We start from the raw sequence: 18233 nt of genomic DNA, 5'->3' as shown, positions 1-18233 counted from the left end.
CGCGACTTCTGGCCCGTATACTTGCCCCACGGCAAAAAATGGCGGTCGTGCTGTTTGATGTATCTCGCCATTGTGTCCAAGTCGTGATCAACTGTGGGCAATACGTAGGACCGTGTATGCAACTTTATGGAGGCAAAATGCTGAACCTGACCGCCGAATACCAAGCATGGTCAGACGAACTGCCTGCGTTGTTTCGCCACGTCTTTACCACCTCGGAAGGCGAGGCCGAGGGGCTTGCGGTCAGCTCTCTGTCGTCTGACCTTTTGAACTCAACACCCAAGGATGATTTGGTGGTGGTTTTGGCCTTGGATGACAGGTTGCTGTGTGGATGCATTTTGTTTTCGCGGCTTCACTATGATCAGGACCCGCGACAGGTGTTCCTCATGTCTCCAGTGGCTGTGCGAACCGACCGTCAGAAAACGGGCATTGGTCAAAAACTAATAAGCTTTGGGCTTGGGCACCTGCGTAAGCAAGGGGTGGACTTTGTCGTTACCTATGGGGATCCCGCTTACTACGGCAAATCAGGGTTTCAGCCGATAACCGAAACGGATGCCCAACCGCCCATGACGCTGAGCATGCCGCACGGGTGGTTGGGGCAATCCCTGAGGAAATCGAACATGCCGATCAAAGGGCCATCGCGCTGCGCCAGCGCATTCAATAAGCCTGAGCTTTGGTAGATCAGTAACCCTCGATCTGACCGTCTTGCTGCCAGGGTTTGACAAGGTTGCCGAAGCGCGTGAACTGAGCCTCAAAGGACAGCTCGACCGTACCGATGGGGCCGTGCCGCTGCTTACCGACGATGACTTCGGCCTTGCCGTGTAGGCGTTCCATGGCCTGTTTCCATTCTTCCATCTTGTCTAACTCGTGATCGCCGGGTTTTTCACGCTCTTTGTAATATTCCTCGCGGAAGACGAACATAACGACGTCGGCGTCTTGTTCAATCGAGCCTGATTCCCGCAGGTCAGACAACTGGGGGCGTTTGTCATCCCGGTTTTCCACCTGACGGCTTAGCTGCGACAGCGCGATAACAGGGATGTTCAGCTCTTTGGCGATGGCCTTCATGCCCATCGAAATCTCGGCAATCTCGTTGACACGGTTGTCGGCCATGCCGCGGCAGAGTTGAAGGTAGTCAATCACCAGCAGGTCCAGACCATGCGTCCGCTTCAACCGCCGCGCACGGGCCGCAAGTTGCGAAATCGGCAAGGCCGGGGTGTCGTCAATGAACAGCGGGCAAGCTTCCAGTTCCTTGGCCGCGTCGACAAAGCGCCGGAATTCGGCCTCGGTCATGTCACCCTGACGGATTTTATGCGATGAAATCTCAGACGCTTCGGCCAGAACACGGCCTGCAAGCTGCTCGGCGCTCATCTCCAGCGAAAAGAACCCGACTACGCCACCGTCAATCGCGCCTTCACTTCCATCGGGTTTGATGCCGCGTTTGTACGCCTTGGCAACGTTAAACGCGACGTTGGTTGCCAATGACGTTTTACCCATCGACGGACGACCCGCCAGAATGATCAGGTCGGACGGGTGCAAGCCACCCAATTGTTTGTCGAGGTCGGCCAGACCGGTGGAAATCCCTGCCATGCCGCCACCGCGTTGATACGCTTCGTTTGTGACGTTGACGGCTTCTGTGACCGCCTTGAGGAAGGATTTGAAACCCTGTTCGGTCTGGCCCTGCTCGGAAAGCTGATAAAGCTGTTGCTCGGCCTCGATTATCTGCTCTTTTGGTTCGCTGCTGATCTCGACCCGCGCCGCCTTGTCCGAGATATCGCGGCCCAGCCGGATCAACTCGCGCCGGATAGCAAGGTCATAGATCATCTGGGCGTAGTCATGCACAGCAAACGCGCTGATCGACGCGCCGGCCAGTTTGACAAGATAAGCCGGGCCGCCTAGTTCCTTCAGCCCTTCGTCCTCGGCCATGAAGGATTTCAGCGTCACGGGCGAGGCCAGCGCATTCTTGGCGATGCGTGCGGCGGCTACCTCGTAAATCCGGGCGTGTACTGGATCATAGAAATGTTCGGCCCCGATGATCGAAGCAACACGGTCATACAGATCGTTATTGGTTAGGATCGCGCCCAGAAGCTGCTGCTCTGCCTCAATGGAGTGCGGCATGGTTTCGGCATTCTGAATCTGAGCCGCTGCCTGCTCGATACTGCTAATCTCGTTCATTTTGTCCCCGCTGCCCTGTGGCAGTTCTAATCAATCAGACCCTGCTAGGGCCATCTGTAAATTTCTGAAGATAAGTCGCGTATAACTTGGCTTCAGCTTGGGATAACTTTGGACAACTCTGCCAAAAAACGCTGTGTCACGCAACATTTTGTGCAGGGGGCAAGCGGCCACACAAGATGCAAGCCCCCTTGGGGCGATTCTATTTTGACTTACCCCCAGCTTATACACAGAGGGTTCAGGTTGTTTTTTGCGCATCCTGCCAGCCGCGCGGGTCGTTCAGGAAGGCCTCGACACCCTCAAGTGTCTCTTGATCAAAGGCTTTCTGCGCTTTGGCTTCGGCAAGAACATCCCACCACGTGCACAGATGATGCAGTTGCACGCCGTGATCGCCGAGCGTTTTCTCGGTTTCGGGAAAGATGCCGTAGTAGAAAATCACCGCTGTGTGTCCGCAGGTCGCGCCCGTTTCGCGGATGGCGTCGACAAAGGACAGTTTTGAACCGCCATCGGTTGTCAGGTCCTCAACCAGCAAGACACGCTCACCTTCGGTCATCGCGCCTTCGATACGGGCATTGCGTCCGTAACCTTTGGGCTTTTTTCGGACGTAGGTCATCGGCAGGGCCATCCGCTCGGCCACCAGCGCGGCAAAGGGGATGCCCGCAGTTTCACCACCAGCGATGTTGTCGAACGCTTCAAAACCCGCGTCCCGCATCACGGTGACAGTCAGGAAATCCATCAGGGTCGCACGGATGCGCGGGTATGAGATCAGCTTGCGGCAGTCAATGTAGGTCGGGCTGGGCAGGCCAGAGGCCAGTGTGAACGGTTCGCGTGCATTGAAGTGGACGGCCTTGATCTCCAGCAGCATCCGCGCGGTCAGTCGGGCGATTTCGGTGCTATCGGGAAAGGAACTGGGGATCATGGTGCAACCTCGGTACGGAATGACGTTGCGGGCAAATAGCCCGAGCACCGTCCCAGAGTCGAGAGGATTGCGCGCAAAAGAAAAGCGGACCCTGAACAGGTCCGCTTAGCGCCCGAGTGGGCAGAGCTTGCCAAGGTGGGCTTAGCTGCTCATGTCATTGGCCCGTTCGCCGTGTACCGACAGATCCAGACCCTTTGTCTCGGTCTCGGCGTCTACGCGAAGCGGGGTGACAAACGCAACCACCTTGATCAACACAAAAGTGACAACTGCCGTGAAGGCACCTACGATCACCAGCCCTCGCGGTTGGGCCGTCCACGACCCCAGACCAAAGGCGGCAATCATGAATACGTTGAGCATGTTGCGGGTGCGGACAAGCCCACCGACAAAAGGCCAGGCCCGGCAGTTTTATGAATAGGACCGGGGCGGTTGCCATAACGATCCAAATGGGGCCTCTGAAGGAGCGTGTGCCTCATTTTTGTGCGAGAGTCACGAGGCCCTGCGACAGCAAATACAGCGCGTGGTCCCGTGCGGCGCAGCGAACGTTGCTGCGCCCTTGCGCGCCGAATTCCACTGTTTCCGTGTGAGTTGGACCACCTTTGGCGGCCAGCCCAAAGCAAACCCGGCCCTCGGGCTTGAATTCCGAACCACCCGGACCCGCAATACCTGTAACCGAGACTGCAAGCTGTGCGTCGGAATGTTTCAACGCGCCCTCAGCCATTTCCCCTGCGACCTGTTCTGAGACCGCGCCATGAGCGGCCAGCGTTTCGGCGTGAACGCCAAGCATTTGCTGCTTGGCCAAGTTGGTGTAGGTCACGAACCCACGTTCGACCACTGCCGAACTGCCGGGAATATCGGTCAAGGCTGCCGCGACCATACCGCCCGTGCAGCTTTCCGCGGTGCAGATCATCACGCCTTGCGCCTTCGCTTGGTCGAGAAGCTCGGCAACGGTCATAGGCCCAGTACTCCGTGTGATATGCCTGCAAGGATCAGAACACCGATTCCGGCAAGAATACCTGCAATCACATCATCCAACATGACCCCCATCGCGTCATTGCGCCGGTCGGCCCAGCCCACCGGGCCCGGTTTGGTGATGTCGAACAGGCGGAACAGCAGGAACCCGGCGACCCAGCCGGGCCAGAGCGCTGTAATCTCGATCCCATGCGCCCAGGACGGGTAGGAAATCGCCCAAAGCGCAATAAACTGTCCGGCCACTTCGTCTATGACGATCTCGGAGGGATCGTGATCTTCTGCCCCTGCGGTCATGACGCGCGTGGCCCAGAGACCGCCGATAAAAACGGCGACTGTTGCGATTGCCAGCAACGGGAATCCGCCCAACGCGTGCAGGACCCAAACCAAGGGCAGGGCGGCCAGCGATCCCCATGTCCCCGGTGCAGGGCGCAAGTATCCGACGCCGCAGACGGTTCCGATCAAGCGCGCGGCGGTCATGATTTCACCAGACATGCGGTGGCCAGCGCGGCAATCCCTTCGCTCCGCCCGGTGAAGCCCAGACGCTCGGACGTTGTTGCCTTGACCGAGACCTGATCGGCGCGCAGCCCCATGATCCGGGCCATCTCGTCCCTCATAGAGGGCGCATGGGGGCCAATCTTGGGGTATTCGCAGACCAGCGTGCAATCGACATTCGAAATCTGATAGCCCATCTTCCCGGCCAGTTCGACCGCGTGGCGCAGGAAGATCTTGCTGGCGGCGCCTTTCCATTGCGGGTCCGAAGGTGGGAAGTGCTGGCCAATATCGCCCTGCGCCAGTGCGCCGTAAATAGCATCGGTAACGGCGTGCATGCCGACGTCCGCGTCGGAATGGCCTTGCAGGCCACGGTCATGCGGCACCCTTATACCGCACAGGATGACGTGATCCCCGTCGCCAAACCGATGCACGTCGTACCCGTTGCCCAGCCTTACATCCATAGCTTTTCCCAATATACGTTCCGCCCGGACAAAGTCCTCGGGGCGTGTGATTTTGATGTTATCCGCGTCACCGGGCACGATGGCCGTATCCAGCCCTGCGGCTCGGGCCACTTCGACATCATCTGCGGCGCCTCCGGGGTGGGCCGCGTGTGCTGCGACGATTGCGTCATAGTGAAACCCCTGCGGTGTCTGCGCGGCAAACAGGCCGGTTCGGTCCTGCATGCCGGTCACAAGGACACCATCGCCTGTCCAGAGCGCATCCGTGACCGCCAATCCTGGGGCCGCGGCTGGATAGGTGTCGAGTGCTGTCAAAACTTGCTGAATAGTCTGCTTTTGAACACAAGGCCGCGCAACGTCGTGGATCAAAACTCGTTGCACCGCCAGGGACCTGAGCGCTGAAAGACCGCTGCGGACAGACCCCGCGCGATCATGGCCCCCTTTGGCCAAGATCAGGTCAGAGTTTTCGAATTCCGCCCAGGCATTCTGATCTTCTTCAGACAACACAAGCACGACATGGTCCACTTGGCCGCGAAACCGGTCGATAGTCCAATCCGCAACGCGACGACCTGCAAGAGCACGCCACTGTTTGGGAATTCCCCCGCCGGCACGTTGCCCGCGTCCTGCGGCGACGATGATGGCGACGGTTGTCATGGGGCGCGATCTCCGGTTGGTTCGAAGGTGATGTTTAGGCTGTGGTGAATGCAGAGGCAATCACCCGCGTCAATCTGCCTAAAAAATAGGCAAGAGATGATTTTGCGGGCTTGTCGGGGGTCGATTTGTTGTTCATATGCGCTCAATTCTATATCAAACCTGCAACTGCCTAAGGATTAAGCACCTTGAACGTTCAACTTGCTGACAAAGCCCTGAACCCGCCGGTCATGCTGGCGCCGATGGCCGGAATCACGGACCGGCCCTTTCGTGATCTGGTGATGCGTTTTGGCGCAGGCATGGTCGTGAGTGAGATGGTCGCCAGCCAGGAAATGGTTCAGTCTAAACCCGGTGTTCGAGAACGGGCCGAACTGTCTGCGAATGTGGAAAACACCGCCGTTCAGCTGGCGGGGCGTGAGGCGTACTGGATGGCCGAGGCCGCGCGTCAGGTGGCTGACCGCGGAGCGCGCGTCATAGATATAAACATGGGTTGCCCGGCCAAGAAGGTCACAAGCGGGTATTCCGGCTCGGCCCTGATGAAAACGCCCGATCACGCTTTGACGTTGATTGAAGCTGTGGTTGGGGCGGTCGATCTGCCGGTTACGTTGAAAACGCGGCTGGGCTGGGATGATGCCCTGTTGAACGCGCCTGAAATCGCGAGGCGCGCGCAGGATGCAGGCATCTGCATGGTTACAATCCATGGCCGTACCCGATGCCAGTTCTACAAGGGCAACGCCGATTGGCAGGCTATTCGCGCGGTGAAAAAGGCTATCTCGATCCCCGTCATCGCGAACGGAGATATCGTGGACTCGGCGACCGCGCGCACCGCGCTGGATCAATCCGGTGCAGATGGCGTGATGATCGGCAGGGGCGCGCAGGGCAAACCGTGGCTTTTGGCACAGGTATGTCATGACCTCTATGGTACAGACGCTCCGGAAATTCCCACGGGTGACAGTTTGGTCAATATGGTGTGCACGCACTATCAGGCCATGTTGGAGTTCTACGGGTCTGAGCTTGGCCTGCGCGTCGCGCGCAAACATCTGGGTTGGTACATGGATGAGGCCGGAACACCAGCGCCGTTGCGCCGCGCCATTCTGACCTCGCGCGATACAGAAGAGGTGATGCGCCTGCTGGGCGATGCGCTCTGCGCGGATGCGGAGGCGGCTGCGTGAACTCAGACAAAAGCATTTGGGCGTCCCTGCCTGTTCCGGCGTTCATCATCGATGTCGAGGATCGGATCACCGATGTAAATTCGGCGGGTGAGGGGTTTCTGAATGCCTCGCAGAAGTCCGTGCTAGGGCATCCCGTCTGGGATCAGATCGCCGTGGACGCTCCGCTTGAAGAAGCCTTTGAGCGTGCGCGCAAGCAGGGCACGCCGCTTTTTGTAAATGACGTGGATGTTGGATCAGGCAACCGCTCGCCGCTGCAATGTGCGTTACAAATCGCGCCGTTGATAGGGCATCAGGGGTCAATGATCATGATCATCACCCCGCGCGAACTGGCCGGGCGCATGACGCGGGGCAACACGGTCAAATCGGCCGCACAGTCGGCGATTGGCATGGCTGAGATGCTGGCGCACGAAATCAAGAATCCATTGGCAGGTATTACGGGTGCGGCGCAATTACTAAGCATGAACATTTCGCCGCAAGACCTTGAACTGACCGATTTAATCGTGGCAGAAAGCCGACGTATCGTAAAGCTGTTAGAGCAGGTCGAGCAATTCGGAAACCTTTCGCCGCCCGATTTCAAGCCGGTGAATATACACGATGTTCTGGATCGTGCGCGGCGTTCTGCCTTGCTGGGGTTCGGTGCACATATGCGGATCATCGAGGATTACGATCCCTCGCTGCCTCTGGCTTACGGCGATCCGGATCAGTTTTTGCAGGTGGTTCTGAACCTACTCAAGAACGCGTCGGAAGCTGCTGATCCCAAAGGCGGAACCATAAGGTTACGTACCTATTACGAGCATTCCTTTCGGCTTCGTCGCAGCGACGGTTCGGGGCATATGCTGCCCCTGCAAATAGAGATCATAGACGACGGGCCGGGTTTGCCCGAGAAGATCCGCGGCGATATTTTCGACCCTTTCGTATCGGGCAAGGAAAATGGCACCGGCCTTGGGCTTGCGCTGGTGAGCAAGATCATATCGGACCACGACGGCTGGATATCAGCCGAGTCGGTGCCGGGTCGCACGGTGTTCCGCATCTCATTGAGGCGGGCACCCAAAGAGGCAAGCGAAATCACGGCGCAAGAGAGCGCAGAGTAAGGAGAGCACCTGATGGATGGCACTGTACTGGTTGCAGATGACGACCGCACGATCCGCACTGTTCTGACGCAGGCCCTGACCCGGGCGGGGTGCAAAGTTCACGCGACCTCATCACTGACCACGCTGATGCGCTGGGTTGGTGAGGGTAAGGGGGATGTGGTGATCTCAGACGTGGTCATGCCGGATGGAAATGGTTTGGAGATGCTGCCCAAGATCGCCGAGGATCGCCCGGGCCTGCCGGTCATTGTCATATCCGCTCAGAACACGATTATGACCGCGATACAGGCCGCCGAGGCGGACGCCTACGACTATCTGCCCAAACCGTTTGACCTTCCTGATCTGATGAAACGCACTGCAAGGGCGTTGGAGCAAAAACAGCGGGTGCAAACGGACGTGGCGGAACCCTCCGAGGACCGCCCCGAGGAGCTGCCGCTGATAGGGCGGACACCTGTCATGCAGGCGCTGTACCGGTTGGTGGCGCGGGTAATGAACACGGATTTGTCAGTGATGATTTCTGGTGAAAGCGGGACAGGTAAGTCTCTGATTGCGCGGGCCATTCATGATTTCTCGGATCGGCGTACTTTACCTTTTGCGACGGTGACAGCCTCGGATTTGCGTGACCTGGAAGGGCCGGCACGGGTGATGGCCCGGGTGCGCGGTGGTACGCTGCTGATCGATGAAATCGCAGATATTGAAGACGAGCTTCAGGCCCGGATCGTTCGGATGATGGATACACCCGGCGATCATGTACCGCGCTTTATGGCCACCAGCCAGTCGGACCTGACCGAAGCGATGGAGAGCGGCCGGGTGCGCCAGGACCTTTACTACCGTCTTTGCGGCGCAACCGTTCATGTTCCGGCCCTGCGCGAGCGTGTTGACGACATCCCATTGCTGGCCGAGCACTTTTTAGCGCGGGAGGAACGTGAGCACGGCGCCAAGCGCTGGCTGAGCCCCGAGGCGGTAGAACTGGTCCGACGCTATTCGTGGCCGGGCAATGTGCGGCAACTTGAAAACGCCATTCGCCGCCTCAGCCTGACCAGCCGAGCTGACGAGATCACAAAGGCCGAAGTAGAGATGGTGTTGGGCACGCAGCCCGAAGCTGAACCCGTCTTGGGCGATGGTGCGCGCGAAAAATTATCCGCTTCGGTGGCGCGGCACTTGCGTCGCTATTTCGACCTGCACGGCAATATTTTGCCACCTCCGGGTCTGTATCAGCGCATCCTGCGCGAGGTCGAAGCCCCGCTGATCGAGCTGGCTTTGGACGCAACTGGTGGAAATCAGGCGAAATGTGCAGATCTATTGGGGATTAACCGGAATACGCTGCGCAAAAAGATAACGGACCTCGATATTCAGGTGACACGACGCCGTAAACTGATGTAATATCGCCACACAAACCGTGGCATCCGGGCCAGCGTCCGGCAAGGACCACGACATATGGCGGTTCGTCGCGCAAGCGGCACATCAGAATGAGGGCAGACGGTGGCAACCCGGGCACAGAGCGGGCCTATTCCAGCGATCAATCGGTGGCGGAAATCCCGAAAACTGCGCAATTTCGGCACCTTGGGGTTGGTTCTTCTGGGGCCGGCGCTGGCGTTGGCCACGTATCTTGTCATCGGTCCATTTGACCTTGGAGCAACCGCGCCGACATTGCGCCTGATCCTGCTGGCTGACCTTGTCTATGTGCTGGTCGTCGCCGCGTTGGTTCTCGGTCAGGTTTTCAGTCTGATCGCAGCGCGCCGCGAGAAATCGGCTGGCTCCCGGCTACATCTGAGGCTGATCGGCGCTTTTACGCTGCTGGCACTGGTGCCGACGGTCACTGTCGCGATCTTTGCAGGATTAACGGTGAATATCGGTCTGGAAGGCTGGTTTTCCGACCGTGTACGGCAGGTGGTAGGTTCGTCCCTTACAGCGGCCGAAGCCTATGAACTAGAACATCGGCAGGGGCTAACGCAGGACGCTGCGGTGTTGGCGCGGTATCTCGACAACGCCAGAAATCTGGACTTCTACATTTCCGACGCCGAACTGCGTGAGGTTCTGGCGCAGGGTCAGGCGCAAATCCAGCGCGGCCTGCGTGAGGCCTATGTCATTGATGGCAGCGGCGAAATCCGCTCGCGTGGGGATCGGTCTTATCTGTTCGATTACGAAGCGCCAACGCCGGAACAATTTGTTGAATCCTCGGACAATGGTGTTTTGATCATCGCTGACTGGGAAAACAATGAGTTCCGCGCGCTGGTTCCGTTGCGGGCGTATCTTGACCGATATCTGTATGTCAGCCGCGAGGTCGACGGCCAGTTGTTGACGCTGCTGGATGACACCAAGGAAACGGCGCAGTTCTACCAACAGCTTGAAAGCGAGCGGGGCAGGGTGCTTTTTGAGTTTGGCCTGCTTTACCTTGGCTTTGCTGTGATCCTTATCCTGGCAGCTATGTCGCTGGGCATGTGGTTTGCGGAACGTCTTTCACGCCCCGTGGGTCGATTGACGACTGCTGCACAGCGCGTTGGGGCCGGGGATCTGAGTGTGCAGGTGATCGAAGAGGCCAGCGATGATGAGATCGCGATGTTGGGCCGGTATTTCAACCAGATGACCCGGCAACTTAAAGGCCAGCGCGACACATTGCTTGAGAATACCCGCCAGATCGAACGCCGCCGGCGGCTGTTTGATTCTGTTCTCAGCTCGGTGACGTCTGGCGTGGTGGGTGTTGATCCGGATGGATGCGTGACTTTTGTAAACCGGTCTGCGGAACGGTTGCTGGACTGGACGCGCTTGGATGAAAAACTCTCGATCGGGATCGCGGTTCCGGAGTTTCTGCCGCTGTTTGAAAGCCTCAAAGAAAGCGGACAAGAAGCGGTTCAGGGTGAGGTCAAGGTGACCCGTAAGGGTCAGTTGGAAAATCTGCTTGTCCGCATGGCGACCCGCCGGGGCGAAGATGGCAGGCTTGAAGGTTACGTGGTGGCCTTCGATGACGTGACCGATCTTGTCAGTGCGCAGCGAATGGCCGCGTGGGGCGATGTTGCGCGGCGGATCGCGCATGAGATCAAGAACCCGCTGACCCCAATTCAGCTGAGTGCTGAACGCATCAAACGCAAGTTCTCGCGCAAATTGGACGAAGAGGATTGCGATAGCCTTGAATCCATGACCACCGTGATCGTGCGGCAAACCAACGATCTGCGACGCATTGTCGACGAGTTCTCGAAATTCGCGCGCATGCCGCAACCGGATCGACGCGAAGAAGACGTGGTTGGACTGGTGCGTGAGGCCGTGTTGCTGCAGCAAGCCGGACAACCGGACGTACAAATTGATGCCACGCTGCCGGATCAGCAAATCCTTGCGGATGTGGATGCAACGATGCTGTCTCAGGCGTTGACAAATCTTATCAAGAACGCAGGTGAGGCGATTGAAACGCTCAAGCAAAAGGGACCGCCGGAAGACCTGAAACCTCAGATCAAGGTGGACGTGACCCGAGATGATGCGGGCACGGTGATTACGATTGCTGACAACGGCGTCGGATTGCCCGAAGACCGCGCGCGTTTGTTCGAGCCTTATGTGACCACACGGGACGAAGGGACAGGTTTGGGCCTGCCCATCGTCAAAAAGATTATCGAAGAACACGGCGGGGCGCTGACGCTGGAAGATGCCCCCAAATTTGACGGACAGGACCATTTCGGTGCGATGGCCGTGATCCGATTACCGGGGGGCAATTTCTCTCCGACGACAGCGCCACAAAAGCAGGCAATTCATACTAACAAACTGAAAGCAGGCCAAAGATGAGTGACATTCTGATCGTAGATGACGAACGCGATATTCGCGAGCTGGTGTCCGACATTCTGGAGGACGAAGGCTATTCAACCCGGCTGGCTGGCAACTCGGATGAGTGCATGGCCGAGATCAACTCCGAACCGCCGGGGCTGTTGATTCTGGATATCTGGCTGAAAGACAGCCGCATGGACGGTATCGACATACTCAAGGCGGTAAAGCGCGACAACCCGGATGTGCCGGTGGTGATAATTTCAGGCCACGGAAACATCGAGATCGCCGTGGCGGCGATTAAACAGGGTGCGTATGACTTTATTGAAAAACCCTTTAATATTGACCAATTGATGGTGGTGATCCGCCGCGCGATGGAGACCTCTCGCCTGCGCCGCGAGAATGCATCGCTCAAACGTAAAGAGGTCACGAACTCGGATATGATCGGCAAATCCGCTGCATTCCGTGCGATGCAGAGCCAGTTGGACAAAGTGACCAAGTCAAATGGCCGGGTAATGCTGAGTGGTCCGGCCGGATCGGGCAAAGAGATCGCAGCACGGTATATCCATGCGCATTCCAACCGCGCCAATGCTCCCTTCGTCACCGTGAACTGCGCCGGGATCGAACCTGAACGGGTCGAAGAGGTTTTGTTTGGTCGTGAAACGCCTGAGCGCGGCATTGAATCTGGCCTGCTGGAAGAGGCGCATGGTGGCGTGGTGTATTTCGACGAAGTGGCCGATATGCCAAAGGGCACGCAGTCCAAGATTTTGCGTGTGCTTGTCGACCAGCAATTCCAGCGCGTTGGTGGATCAGACAAAGTGCGCGTTGATCTGCGGGTGATCTCGTCGACCAATCGTGATCTTGAGGCGGAAATTGCCGCTGACCGCTTCCGAGAAGAGCTGTATCACCGGCTGAATGTGGTACCGATTGCAGTGCCGTCATTGGAAGAACGCCGCGAGGATATTCCGGTTTTGGCTCAGCATTTCATTGAGATGTGCAACGAATCTCAGGGTCTGACGATACGCGAAATCTCGGAAGAGGCGGTGGCGCTCTTGCAGACGATGACGTGGCCCGGCAATGTCCGACAGCTCAAGAACTTGATCGAGCGTGTCCTTATCCTTGGCGAAGGGTCTGGTCCGATCGAGGCCAAGGAATTGCCGACCGAAGAGGAAAAGACCGACGATTCGGGTCGTGTTGTCCTGTCGGGGGCTTTGGCGACCTTGCCATTGCGCGAGGCACGCGAAGCGTTCGAGCGGGAATATCTGTTAACTCAGATCAACCGTTTCGGTGGCAACATAAGCCGCACCGCCAGCTTTGTCGGGATGGAACGCAGCGCATTGCACCGCAAGCTGAAATCACTGGGCGTTGTGACATCGAACAAATCGGGCGCGCGGGTGGCGCAGCTGGATGAACCAGAACCGGCGGAGTAATTCGCCGGGGCGTTACCCTGCCTGACCGGGCGTAATGATCTGGAACGAACCGCCCTCGATTTTTACAAAGCACGATTGCGTGCTCAGCGGTGGCAGTGTTGTGGTTCGCGTTCTTGGCACCTGTGATTTTACGCCCTGTTTGCAGGGTGGAAGGCTGACCGGGCGATACCCTTTCTGGGCCATGCATTGCGCCTCGACCTGATTGCGTAGCGTCTTGTTGACGTCGACCGTGTAGACTTGGCCGGGCTGCCACCAGCCGGCCGAGCGATAACAGCGGCCCCGACCATCACAATACGTTCGGCCGGGCCAATAGGTGGGCGGGCTTTGCCTTACCTGGTTTGCAACCGGCACATCCTGCAACGCTTCGACCTGGCATTTTTGGGTTTCGGCTTGCATGCGAGACACGGTCTCGCCTTCGCGGTAATACAGCGAAAGCGGACTGCAAGACGACAGGATTACAACAGGAAGTAGCAAACGAAGCACTGTTTTCATGCACTTATCTTGCCGCAGCTTCACCCCGATGACAAATGAATTGACCGCTCTGGGGGCATCTGTCATTCAAGCAATTCAGGCAGAAAGGCCAGGAACATGAAGGTCATTATTTGCGGCGCCGGTCAGGTGGGTTGGCAGATTGCACGGCACCTGTCAGGCGAACTGAATGACGTGACAGTGGTGGATAACAACCCCGATCTGGTCCGCCGCGCGACTGAGACACTGGATGTGCAGGGGATTGCGGGCTTTGCCAGCTACCCCGATGTGCTGGACCGTGCCGGAGCGCGCGACGCCGACATGATCATTGCCGCGACCCATTCGGACGAGGTGAACATGGTCACCTGTCAAATGGCGCACTCTGTATTCTCAATCCAACGCAAAATCGCGCGTCTGCGGTCGAAATCCTATCTTGCGGCGATCCACTCGGACCTTTTTCGCCGGGATCACCTGCCCATTGACGTGGTCATCAGCCCGGAACGTGAGGTCGCCGCCGCCGCCATGCGCCGCCTTTCAGCCCCTTCGGCCTTCGATACCGAAATGTTCATGGACGGAAAGGCGCAGTTGTTAGGCATCCGGATCGACGACGACTGTCCGATCGTGAATACACCGCTACGGCAGCTGACAGACCTGTTTTCGACCCTCAGCTCGATCGTTGTGGGTGTACGACGCGAAGGCAGCCTTTTCGCTCCGGAAGCCGAAGATCAACTGTTTGTTGGTGATGAATGTTATGTCTTCACCAGCGTTCAGGACGTGGACCGCACGATGGAGGTCTTTGGCAAGACCCAGAAGAAACAAGACCGTGTGGTGATCGTTGGTGGCGGCAATGTGGGCCTTGAGGTCGCGCGCTCATTGGAAGAACGCGAAAGCCGGGTTCGCGCCAAGATCATCGAACGCGACCGCCATTGCGCCGAACTGGCTGCCGAAGCGTTGGAAAGGACGATTGTTCTGAACGGGGACGGTTTGGATGCCGCCTTGCTGCGTGAGGCCGGGATCGAACGAGCCGACGCCATGTTGGCGGTGACTGATGATGATCGGGCGAACATGCTGGCTGCTGTCCGGGCCAAGGCCGAAGGGTGCGCCTTGGCGATTGCGCTGATCAATGACCCCAGCATGGTGGCGCTGATGGGGCCGCTTGGGATCGATGCCTATATCAACCCGCGCGCCACGACTGTCAGCTCAATCCTGCGCCACATTCGCCACGGGCGCGTGCGGCAGGTCTATTCAGTCGGCGATGCCGAGGCCGAGGTTATCGAGGCCGAGGTTCTGTCGACCTCGCCGCTTGCAGGGCAGAGGTTGCGCGATATTGATTTCCCCGAGGGCGTTTTGGTGGGAGCCGTACAAAAGGGAGATCAGGTGCTGCGCCCGTCGGGCAGTCTGCGGATCGAAGAAAAGGATGTTGTGGCGATCTTTGCCTTGGCCAAGGATGTGCCCGAGGTTGAACGGTTGCTGCAAGTTTCAATCGACTTCTTCTAATGGAGCGCACGAGCACACAACAGATAAGGCTATTGCGGCGATTGCCGTTGTTTCTGCTGATCTGGGGTGTGTTTTCACTGTCGATGTGGGTTCCTGCAATCTATGCATTGGCACTGGATGACCATGATGTGTCGCGGTCGTTCTTCTACTCGGGGCTGCTGGGTATTTTCGTCGTTGCGATCATTTCGCTGGCGTCCATGAACCGGGTTCCACGGCGCGGGACGCTGGGGCAGCTTGCGGTGTTGCTTGGCTGCTTTATCGTGCTGCCACTGTTCCTGGCTATCCCCCTTCATGATGCGCTGGGAAACACCACCTTTCTCAACGCCTATTTCGATATGGTAAGTGCGCTGACAACCACAGGTGCGGACATTTTCCCAGACCCCGATCGCCTGACCGCCCCGATGCATCTGTGGCGCGCACTGGTGGGCTGGATGGGCGGTTTGCTGATGTGGATTTCAGCCGCCGCGATTCTGGCACCGTTGTCGTTGGGCGGGTTCGAGGTGACAGCACGCGGGGAGCCCGGCCGACCGGTTTCGGGCGTGGCGCAAAGCGAAAAGGTTGACCCGCGCGGGCGTCTGATCCGCGTTACGCGCACGCTGACACCGGTCTATGCTGGCCTGACCGCCGTGATCTGGGTGCTGCTTCTGGTCTCGGGTGAGCAGGGGCTGACCGCAATCTGTCACGCCATGTCCACGATGGCGACGTCGGGCATTTCACCGGTCGGAGGGCTAGAAGGCGCGCAGGCCGGTATCACGGGCGAAGCGGTCATATTCCTGTTTCTGTTCTTTGCGCTGTCCCGGTTGACGTTTTCATCGGATACCGCTGCGTCTGGCTACACGCGTTTGGACAAGGATCCCGAATTCCGGATCGGTATAATGATCGCGATAGCAATTGCGGTGCTTCTGTTCTTTCGTGCTCTGGCGGGTGTGAGTGAAATTGGCGGTACGATTCGCCCGATCGACGCGGTGAACGTCTTTTGGGGCATGCTGTTCACGGTCCTGTCGTTTCTGACCACGGCCGGATTTGAAAGTGCCAATTGGAACGACTCCCAACAATTGTCCGGGCTGGGTACGCCGGGTCTGATCCTGATGGGCTTGGCACTTATCGGTGGCGGCGTTGCGACCACGGCGGGTGGGGTCAAGTTGCTGCGCGTCTTCGCCCTGTACCTGAACGGCGCGCGCGAAATTGACCGGTTAATCTACCCCTCATCCGTCAGTGGCGTAGGTGGCGGAAATCGGCGTATCCAAAGCGATGGCGCCTTTATCGCGTGGATCTTTCTTATGATGTTCGCGCTGACTGCGGCTCTGTTCAACCTGTTGCTTGCGATGATGGGGGCCGAGTTCGAACAGGCCATGGTTTTGACCGTTGCGGCGCTTAGCACAACGGGTCCTGTGATTGAACTGGCTACGGATATTCCCATTCGTCTGGTGGACCTGTCTGGGGGCGCCAAGCTGACAATGTGTGCCGCAATGGTAATTGGACGGCTTGAAACCTTGGCGATTATTGCCCTTATCACGCCAAGTCTATGGCGGGACTAACGATCGTCATATGCGAAATGACTGTTTTTTCATCTGGAAACTCGGTTAATGACACTCCATACTCACCCGGAGGGAGCGCGTTGGTCCGCAGCGCGTAGCAAGAACAATGGCGAGATTATAAAAATATGGCTTCGGACAGACAGAATCTGCAGGACGCGTTCCTGAACAATGTACGGAAAGCAAAGGTCCCGGTCACAATATTCCTGATCAACGGTGTTAAATTGCAGGGTGTCATCACCTGGTTCGATAATTTCTGCGTGTTACTGCGCCGCGACGGTCAGTCGCAGCTTGTCTACAAACATGCGATTTCGACCATCATGCCGTCGCAGCCGATCAGCCTTTATGAGGGCGAAGACGCCTCTTGATGGAACATGACAGGATGCACACCCGCGCTTGGGTGTTGCATCCGGAAATCAAATCAGATGAACAGCGCCGCGTTCCCGGACCAGCGCTGGAAGAGGCGGTGGCTTTGGCCGCCGCTTTGCCCGACCTGGATGTGATCGGGTCAGAAATCGTGCGCCTGCAACGTGCCCAGCCTGGTTTGTTGTTCGGTAGTGGCAAGATCGAAGAATTGGCCGAGCGTCTGCACGACAACAAGATTGAATTGGTTCTGATCGACGGCCCCGTGACGCCTGTGCAGCAGCGCAATCTTGAAAAGGCCTGGAAGGTCAAAATCCTCGACCGCACCGGCCTGATCTTAGAGATTTTTAGTGACCGCGCCCGCACCCGCGAGGGTGTGTTGCAGGTCGAGATGGCCGCGCTCAGTTATCAGCGAACGCGACTGGTGCGCGCCTGGACGCACCTTGAGCGTCAGCGGGGCGGATTGGGATTCGTCGGTGGTCCGGGTGAAACCCAGATCGAGGCCGACCGCCGCGCCATTGACGAACAACTCGTGCGGTTACGCCGGCAACTTCAGAAAGTGGTCAAGACGCGAACGCTGCATCGTGCTGCGCGGGCCAAGGTTCCGTATCCGATCGTTGCTTTGGTGGGCTACACCAACGCCGGGAAATCTACGCTGTTCAACCGCCTGACCGGGGCCAAGGTGATGGCCAAGGACATGCTGTTTGCGACGCTGGACCCAACCATGCGCCGGGTCGAACTCCCCGATGGGCCCGAGGTGATCCTGTCGGACACGGTGGGGTTTATATCGAACCTGCCGACCGAGCTGGTTGCGGCTTTCCGGGCCACGCTGGAAGAAGTTCTGGGCGCCGATATCATCATTCATGTCCGTGACATAAGCCACGAAGACACTGAAGCGCAGGCACAGGATGTAGAAGCGATCCTGACATCATTGGGTGTGGATGACGAACGCCCGCGGTTGGATGTGTGGAACAAGATCGACTTGCTGAACGACGAAGAACGCGAAGCGGCACTGAAGCGGGCGGACCGCGACCCTGCAATATTTGCCATTTCAGCCGTAACAGGTGAAGGCGTCGAACCCCTTTTGGCTGAAATTGCAGCCAAATTGCAGGGCGCACGGCACGAGGAAGTGCTTTCGTTGGATTTTGCCGAAGGCAACAAGCGCGCCTGGCTGTTTCGGCAGGATGTGGTTCGGTCTGAAAAACAAACGGACGATGGGTTTCAGATCACCGTTCTTTGGACCGACAAACAAGCAGCGCAATTTGCGGGGCTTTAGGC

The 18233-nt window shown here is 57.9% G+C and carries 16 protein-coding genes and 1 pseudogene; 10 read left to right on the top strand and 7 right to left on the bottom strand.

Annotated elements, in window-relative coordinates; genetic code table 11:
- Window positions 1-116 precede the first annotated feature (116 nt).
- Entirely contained in the window at window positions 117-677 is a 561-nt protein-coding gene (locus AVO44_RS01560) for a GNAT family N-acetyltransferase (RefSeq protein WP_205626517.1), read from the top strand.
- A gap of 1 nt (window position 678) precedes the next feature.
- Here the strand turns inward: AVO44_RS01560 and AVO44_RS01555 are convergent, their stop codons facing one another.
- From AVO44_RS01555 to AVO44_RS01530, 6 genes and pseudogenes are all read right to left on the bottom strand, one after another.
- A complete protein-coding gene (locus AVO44_RS01555) occupies window positions 679-2169 on the bottom strand; it encodes a replicative DNA helicase (RefSeq protein ID WP_068331600.1) in 1491 nt (496 codons plus the stop codon).
- Window positions 2170-2404: 235 nt separating this feature from the next.
- Entirely contained in the window at window positions 2405-3085 is a 681-nt protein-coding gene (locus tag AVO44_RS01550; RefSeq protein WP_068331598.1) for an orotate phosphoribosyltransferase, read from the bottom strand.
- 141 nt (window positions 3086-3226) lie between these two features.
- Window positions 3227-3469, bottom strand: a pseudogene (locus AVO44_RS01545) (ammonia channel protein); the annotation flags it as partial.
- Between the two features lie 85 nt (window positions 3470-3554).
- On the bottom strand, window positions 3555-4037 hold the full coding sequence (locus AVO44_RS01540; protein ID WP_068331594.1) for a CinA family protein: 483 nt from the start codon (window positions 4035-4037) through the stop codon (window positions 3555-3557).
- A complete protein-coding gene (locus AVO44_RS01535) occupies window positions 4034-4531 on the bottom strand; it encodes a phosphatidylglycerophosphatase A family protein (RefSeq protein ID WP_068331592.1) in 498 nt (165 codons plus the stop codon). Before AVO44_RS01535 ends, AVO44_RS01540 begins: the two co-directional genes overlap by 4 nt.
- Window positions 4528-5658 carry a bifunctional 2-C-methyl-D-erythritol 4-phosphate cytidylyltransferase/2-C-methyl-D-erythritol 2,4-cyclodiphosphate synthase gene (locus AVO44_RS01530; protein ID WP_068331591.1) on the bottom strand — a complete coding sequence of 377 codons (1131 nt, stop codon included), beginning with the start codon at window positions 5656-5658 and terminating at the stop codon, window positions 4528-4530. Before AVO44_RS01530 ends, AVO44_RS01535 begins: the two co-directional genes overlap by 4 nt.
- Window positions 5659-5843: 185 nt before the next feature.
- Between AVO44_RS01530 and dusB the strand changes: the two genes are divergently transcribed.
- The 5 genes from dusB (at window position 5844) to ntrX (ending at window position 13092) form a co-directional block, all read left to right on the top strand.
- A complete protein-coding gene (dusB, locus tag AVO44_RS01525; RefSeq protein ID WP_082677356.1) occupies window positions 5844-6827 on the top strand; it encodes a tRNA dihydrouridine synthase DusB in 984 nt (327 codons plus the stop codon).
- Window positions 6824-7918 (top strand): two-component system sensor histidine kinase NtrB, encoded by a 1095-nt coding sequence (locus AVO44_RS01520; protein WP_068331590.1) that lies wholly within the window; start codon window positions 6824-6826, stop codon window positions 7916-7918. Before dusB ends, AVO44_RS01520 begins: the two co-directional genes overlap by 4 nt.
- Window positions 7919-7930: 12 nt before the next feature.
- Window positions 7931-9298, top strand: coding sequence for a response regulator (locus AVO44_RS01515; protein ID WP_068331589.1), 1368 nt, complete (start codon window positions 7931-7933; stop codon window positions 9296-9298).
- 99 nt (window positions 9299-9397) lie between these two features.
- Complete coding sequence (locus AVO44_RS01510) at window positions 9398-11686, top strand: sensor histidine kinase NtrY-like (RefSeq protein WP_068331582.1); 2289 nt, start codon at window positions 9398-9400, stop codon at window positions 11684-11686.
- Window positions 11683-13092 carry a nitrogen assimilation response regulator NtrX gene (gene ntrX, locus AVO44_RS01505; protein ID WP_068331580.1) on the top strand — a complete coding sequence of 470 codons (1410 nt, stop codon included), beginning with the start codon at window positions 11683-11685 and terminating at the stop codon, window positions 13090-13092. Before AVO44_RS01510 ends, ntrX begins: the two co-directional genes overlap by 4 nt.
- A 12-nt stretch (window positions 13093-13104) precedes the next feature.
- Here ntrX and AVO44_RS01500 read toward each other — a convergent pair whose 3' ends face one another.
- Window positions 13105-13584: a hypothetical protein gene (locus tag AVO44_RS01500; protein WP_068331579.1), complete on the bottom strand. Its 480-nt coding sequence runs from the start codon at window positions 13582-13584 to the stop codon at window positions 13105-13107.
- Window positions 13585-13680: 96 nt separating this feature from the next.
- On the opposite strand from AVO44_RS01500, the gene trkA reads away from it, so the two are divergent.
- The 4 genes from trkA to hflX all read left to right on the top strand — a co-directional run bounded on the left by trkA (window position 13681) and on the right by hflX (window position 18231).
- Complete coding sequence (gene trkA, locus AVO44_RS01495) at window positions 13681-15057, top strand: Trk system potassium transporter TrkA (RefSeq protein WP_068331577.1); 1377 nt, start codon at window positions 13681-13683, stop codon at window positions 15055-15057.
- The gene (locus AVO44_RS01490) at window positions 15057-16595 is read left to right on the top strand and encodes a TrkH family potassium uptake protein (RefSeq protein ID WP_068331575.1); all 1539 of its coding nucleotides are present in this window, start codon (window positions 15057-15059) and stop codon (window positions 16593-16595) included. The genes trkA and AVO44_RS01490 overlap by 1 nt, the downstream gene beginning before the upstream one ends.
- Window positions 16596-16720: 125 nt before the next feature.
- Complete coding sequence (gene hfq / locus AVO44_RS01485) at window positions 16721-16960, top strand: RNA chaperone Hfq (RefSeq protein ID WP_010440340.1); 240 nt, start codon at window positions 16721-16723, stop codon at window positions 16958-16960.
- Window positions 16960-18231, top strand: coding sequence for a GTPase HflX (gene hflX / locus AVO44_RS01480; protein WP_068331573.1), 1272 nt, complete (start codon window positions 16960-16962; stop codon window positions 18229-18231). Before hfq ends, hflX begins: the two co-directional genes overlap by 1 nt.
- Window positions 18232-18233 lie beyond the last annotated feature (2 nt).

Source organism: Ruegeria profundi (assembly GCF_001507545.1).
Taxonomy (GTDB): domain Bacteria; phylum Pseudomonadota; class Alphaproteobacteria; order Rhodobacterales; family Rhodobacteraceae; genus Ruegeria; species Ruegeria profundi.
This window is presented reverse-complemented; position numbering and strand designations above follow the sequence as displayed.

Bases quoted from the DNA above. Each gene is read 5' to 3' on its own strand.
- AVO44_RS01560 (WP_205626517.1), top strand. From the start codon at position 117: ATGCAACTTTATGGAGGCAAAATGCTGAACCTGACCGCCGAATACCAA.
- AVO44_RS01555 (WP_068331600.1), bottom strand. From the start codon at position 2,169: ATGAACGAGATTAGCAGTATCGAGCAGGCAGCGGCTCAGATTCAGAAT.
- AVO44_RS01550 (WP_068331598.1), bottom strand. From the start codon at position 3,085: ATGATCCCCAGTTCCTTTCCCGATAGCACCGAAATCGCCCGACTGACC.
- AVO44_RS01540 (WP_068331594.1), bottom strand. From the start codon at position 4,037: ATGACCGTTGCCGAGCTTCTCGACCAAGCGAAGGCGCAAGGCGTGATG.
- AVO44_RS01535 (WP_068331592.1), bottom strand. From the start codon at position 4,531: ATGACCGCCGCGCGCTTGATCGGAACCGTCTGCGGCGTCGGATACTTG.
- AVO44_RS01530 (WP_068331591.1), bottom strand. From the start codon at position 5,658: ATGACAACCGTCGCCATCATCGTCGCCGCAGGACGCGGGCAACGTGCC.
- AVO44_RS01515 (WP_068331589.1), top strand. From the start codon at position 7,931: ATGGATGGCACTGTACTGGTTGCAGATGACGACCGCACGATCCGCACT.
- ntrX (WP_068331580.1), top strand. From the start codon at position 11,683: ATGAGTGACATTCTGATCGTAGATGACGAACGCGATATTCGCGAGCTG.
- AVO44_RS01500 (WP_068331579.1), bottom strand. From the start codon at position 13,584: ATGAAAACAGTGCTTCGTTTGCTACTTCCTGTTGTAATCCTGTCGTCT.
- trkA (WP_068331577.1), top strand. From the start codon at position 13,681: ATGAAGGTCATTATTTGCGGCGCCGGTCAGGTGGGTTGGCAGATTGCA.
- AVO44_RS01490 (WP_068331575.1), top strand. From the start codon at position 15,057: ATGGAGCGCACGAGCACACAACAGATAAGGCTATTGCGGCGATTGCCG.
- hfq (WP_010440340.1), top strand. From the start codon at position 16,721: ATGGCTTCGGACAGACAGAATCTGCAGGACGCGTTCCTGAACAATGTA.
- hflX (WP_068331573.1), top strand. From the start codon at position 16,960: ATGGAACATGACAGGATGCACACCCGCGCTTGGGTGTTGCATCCGGAA.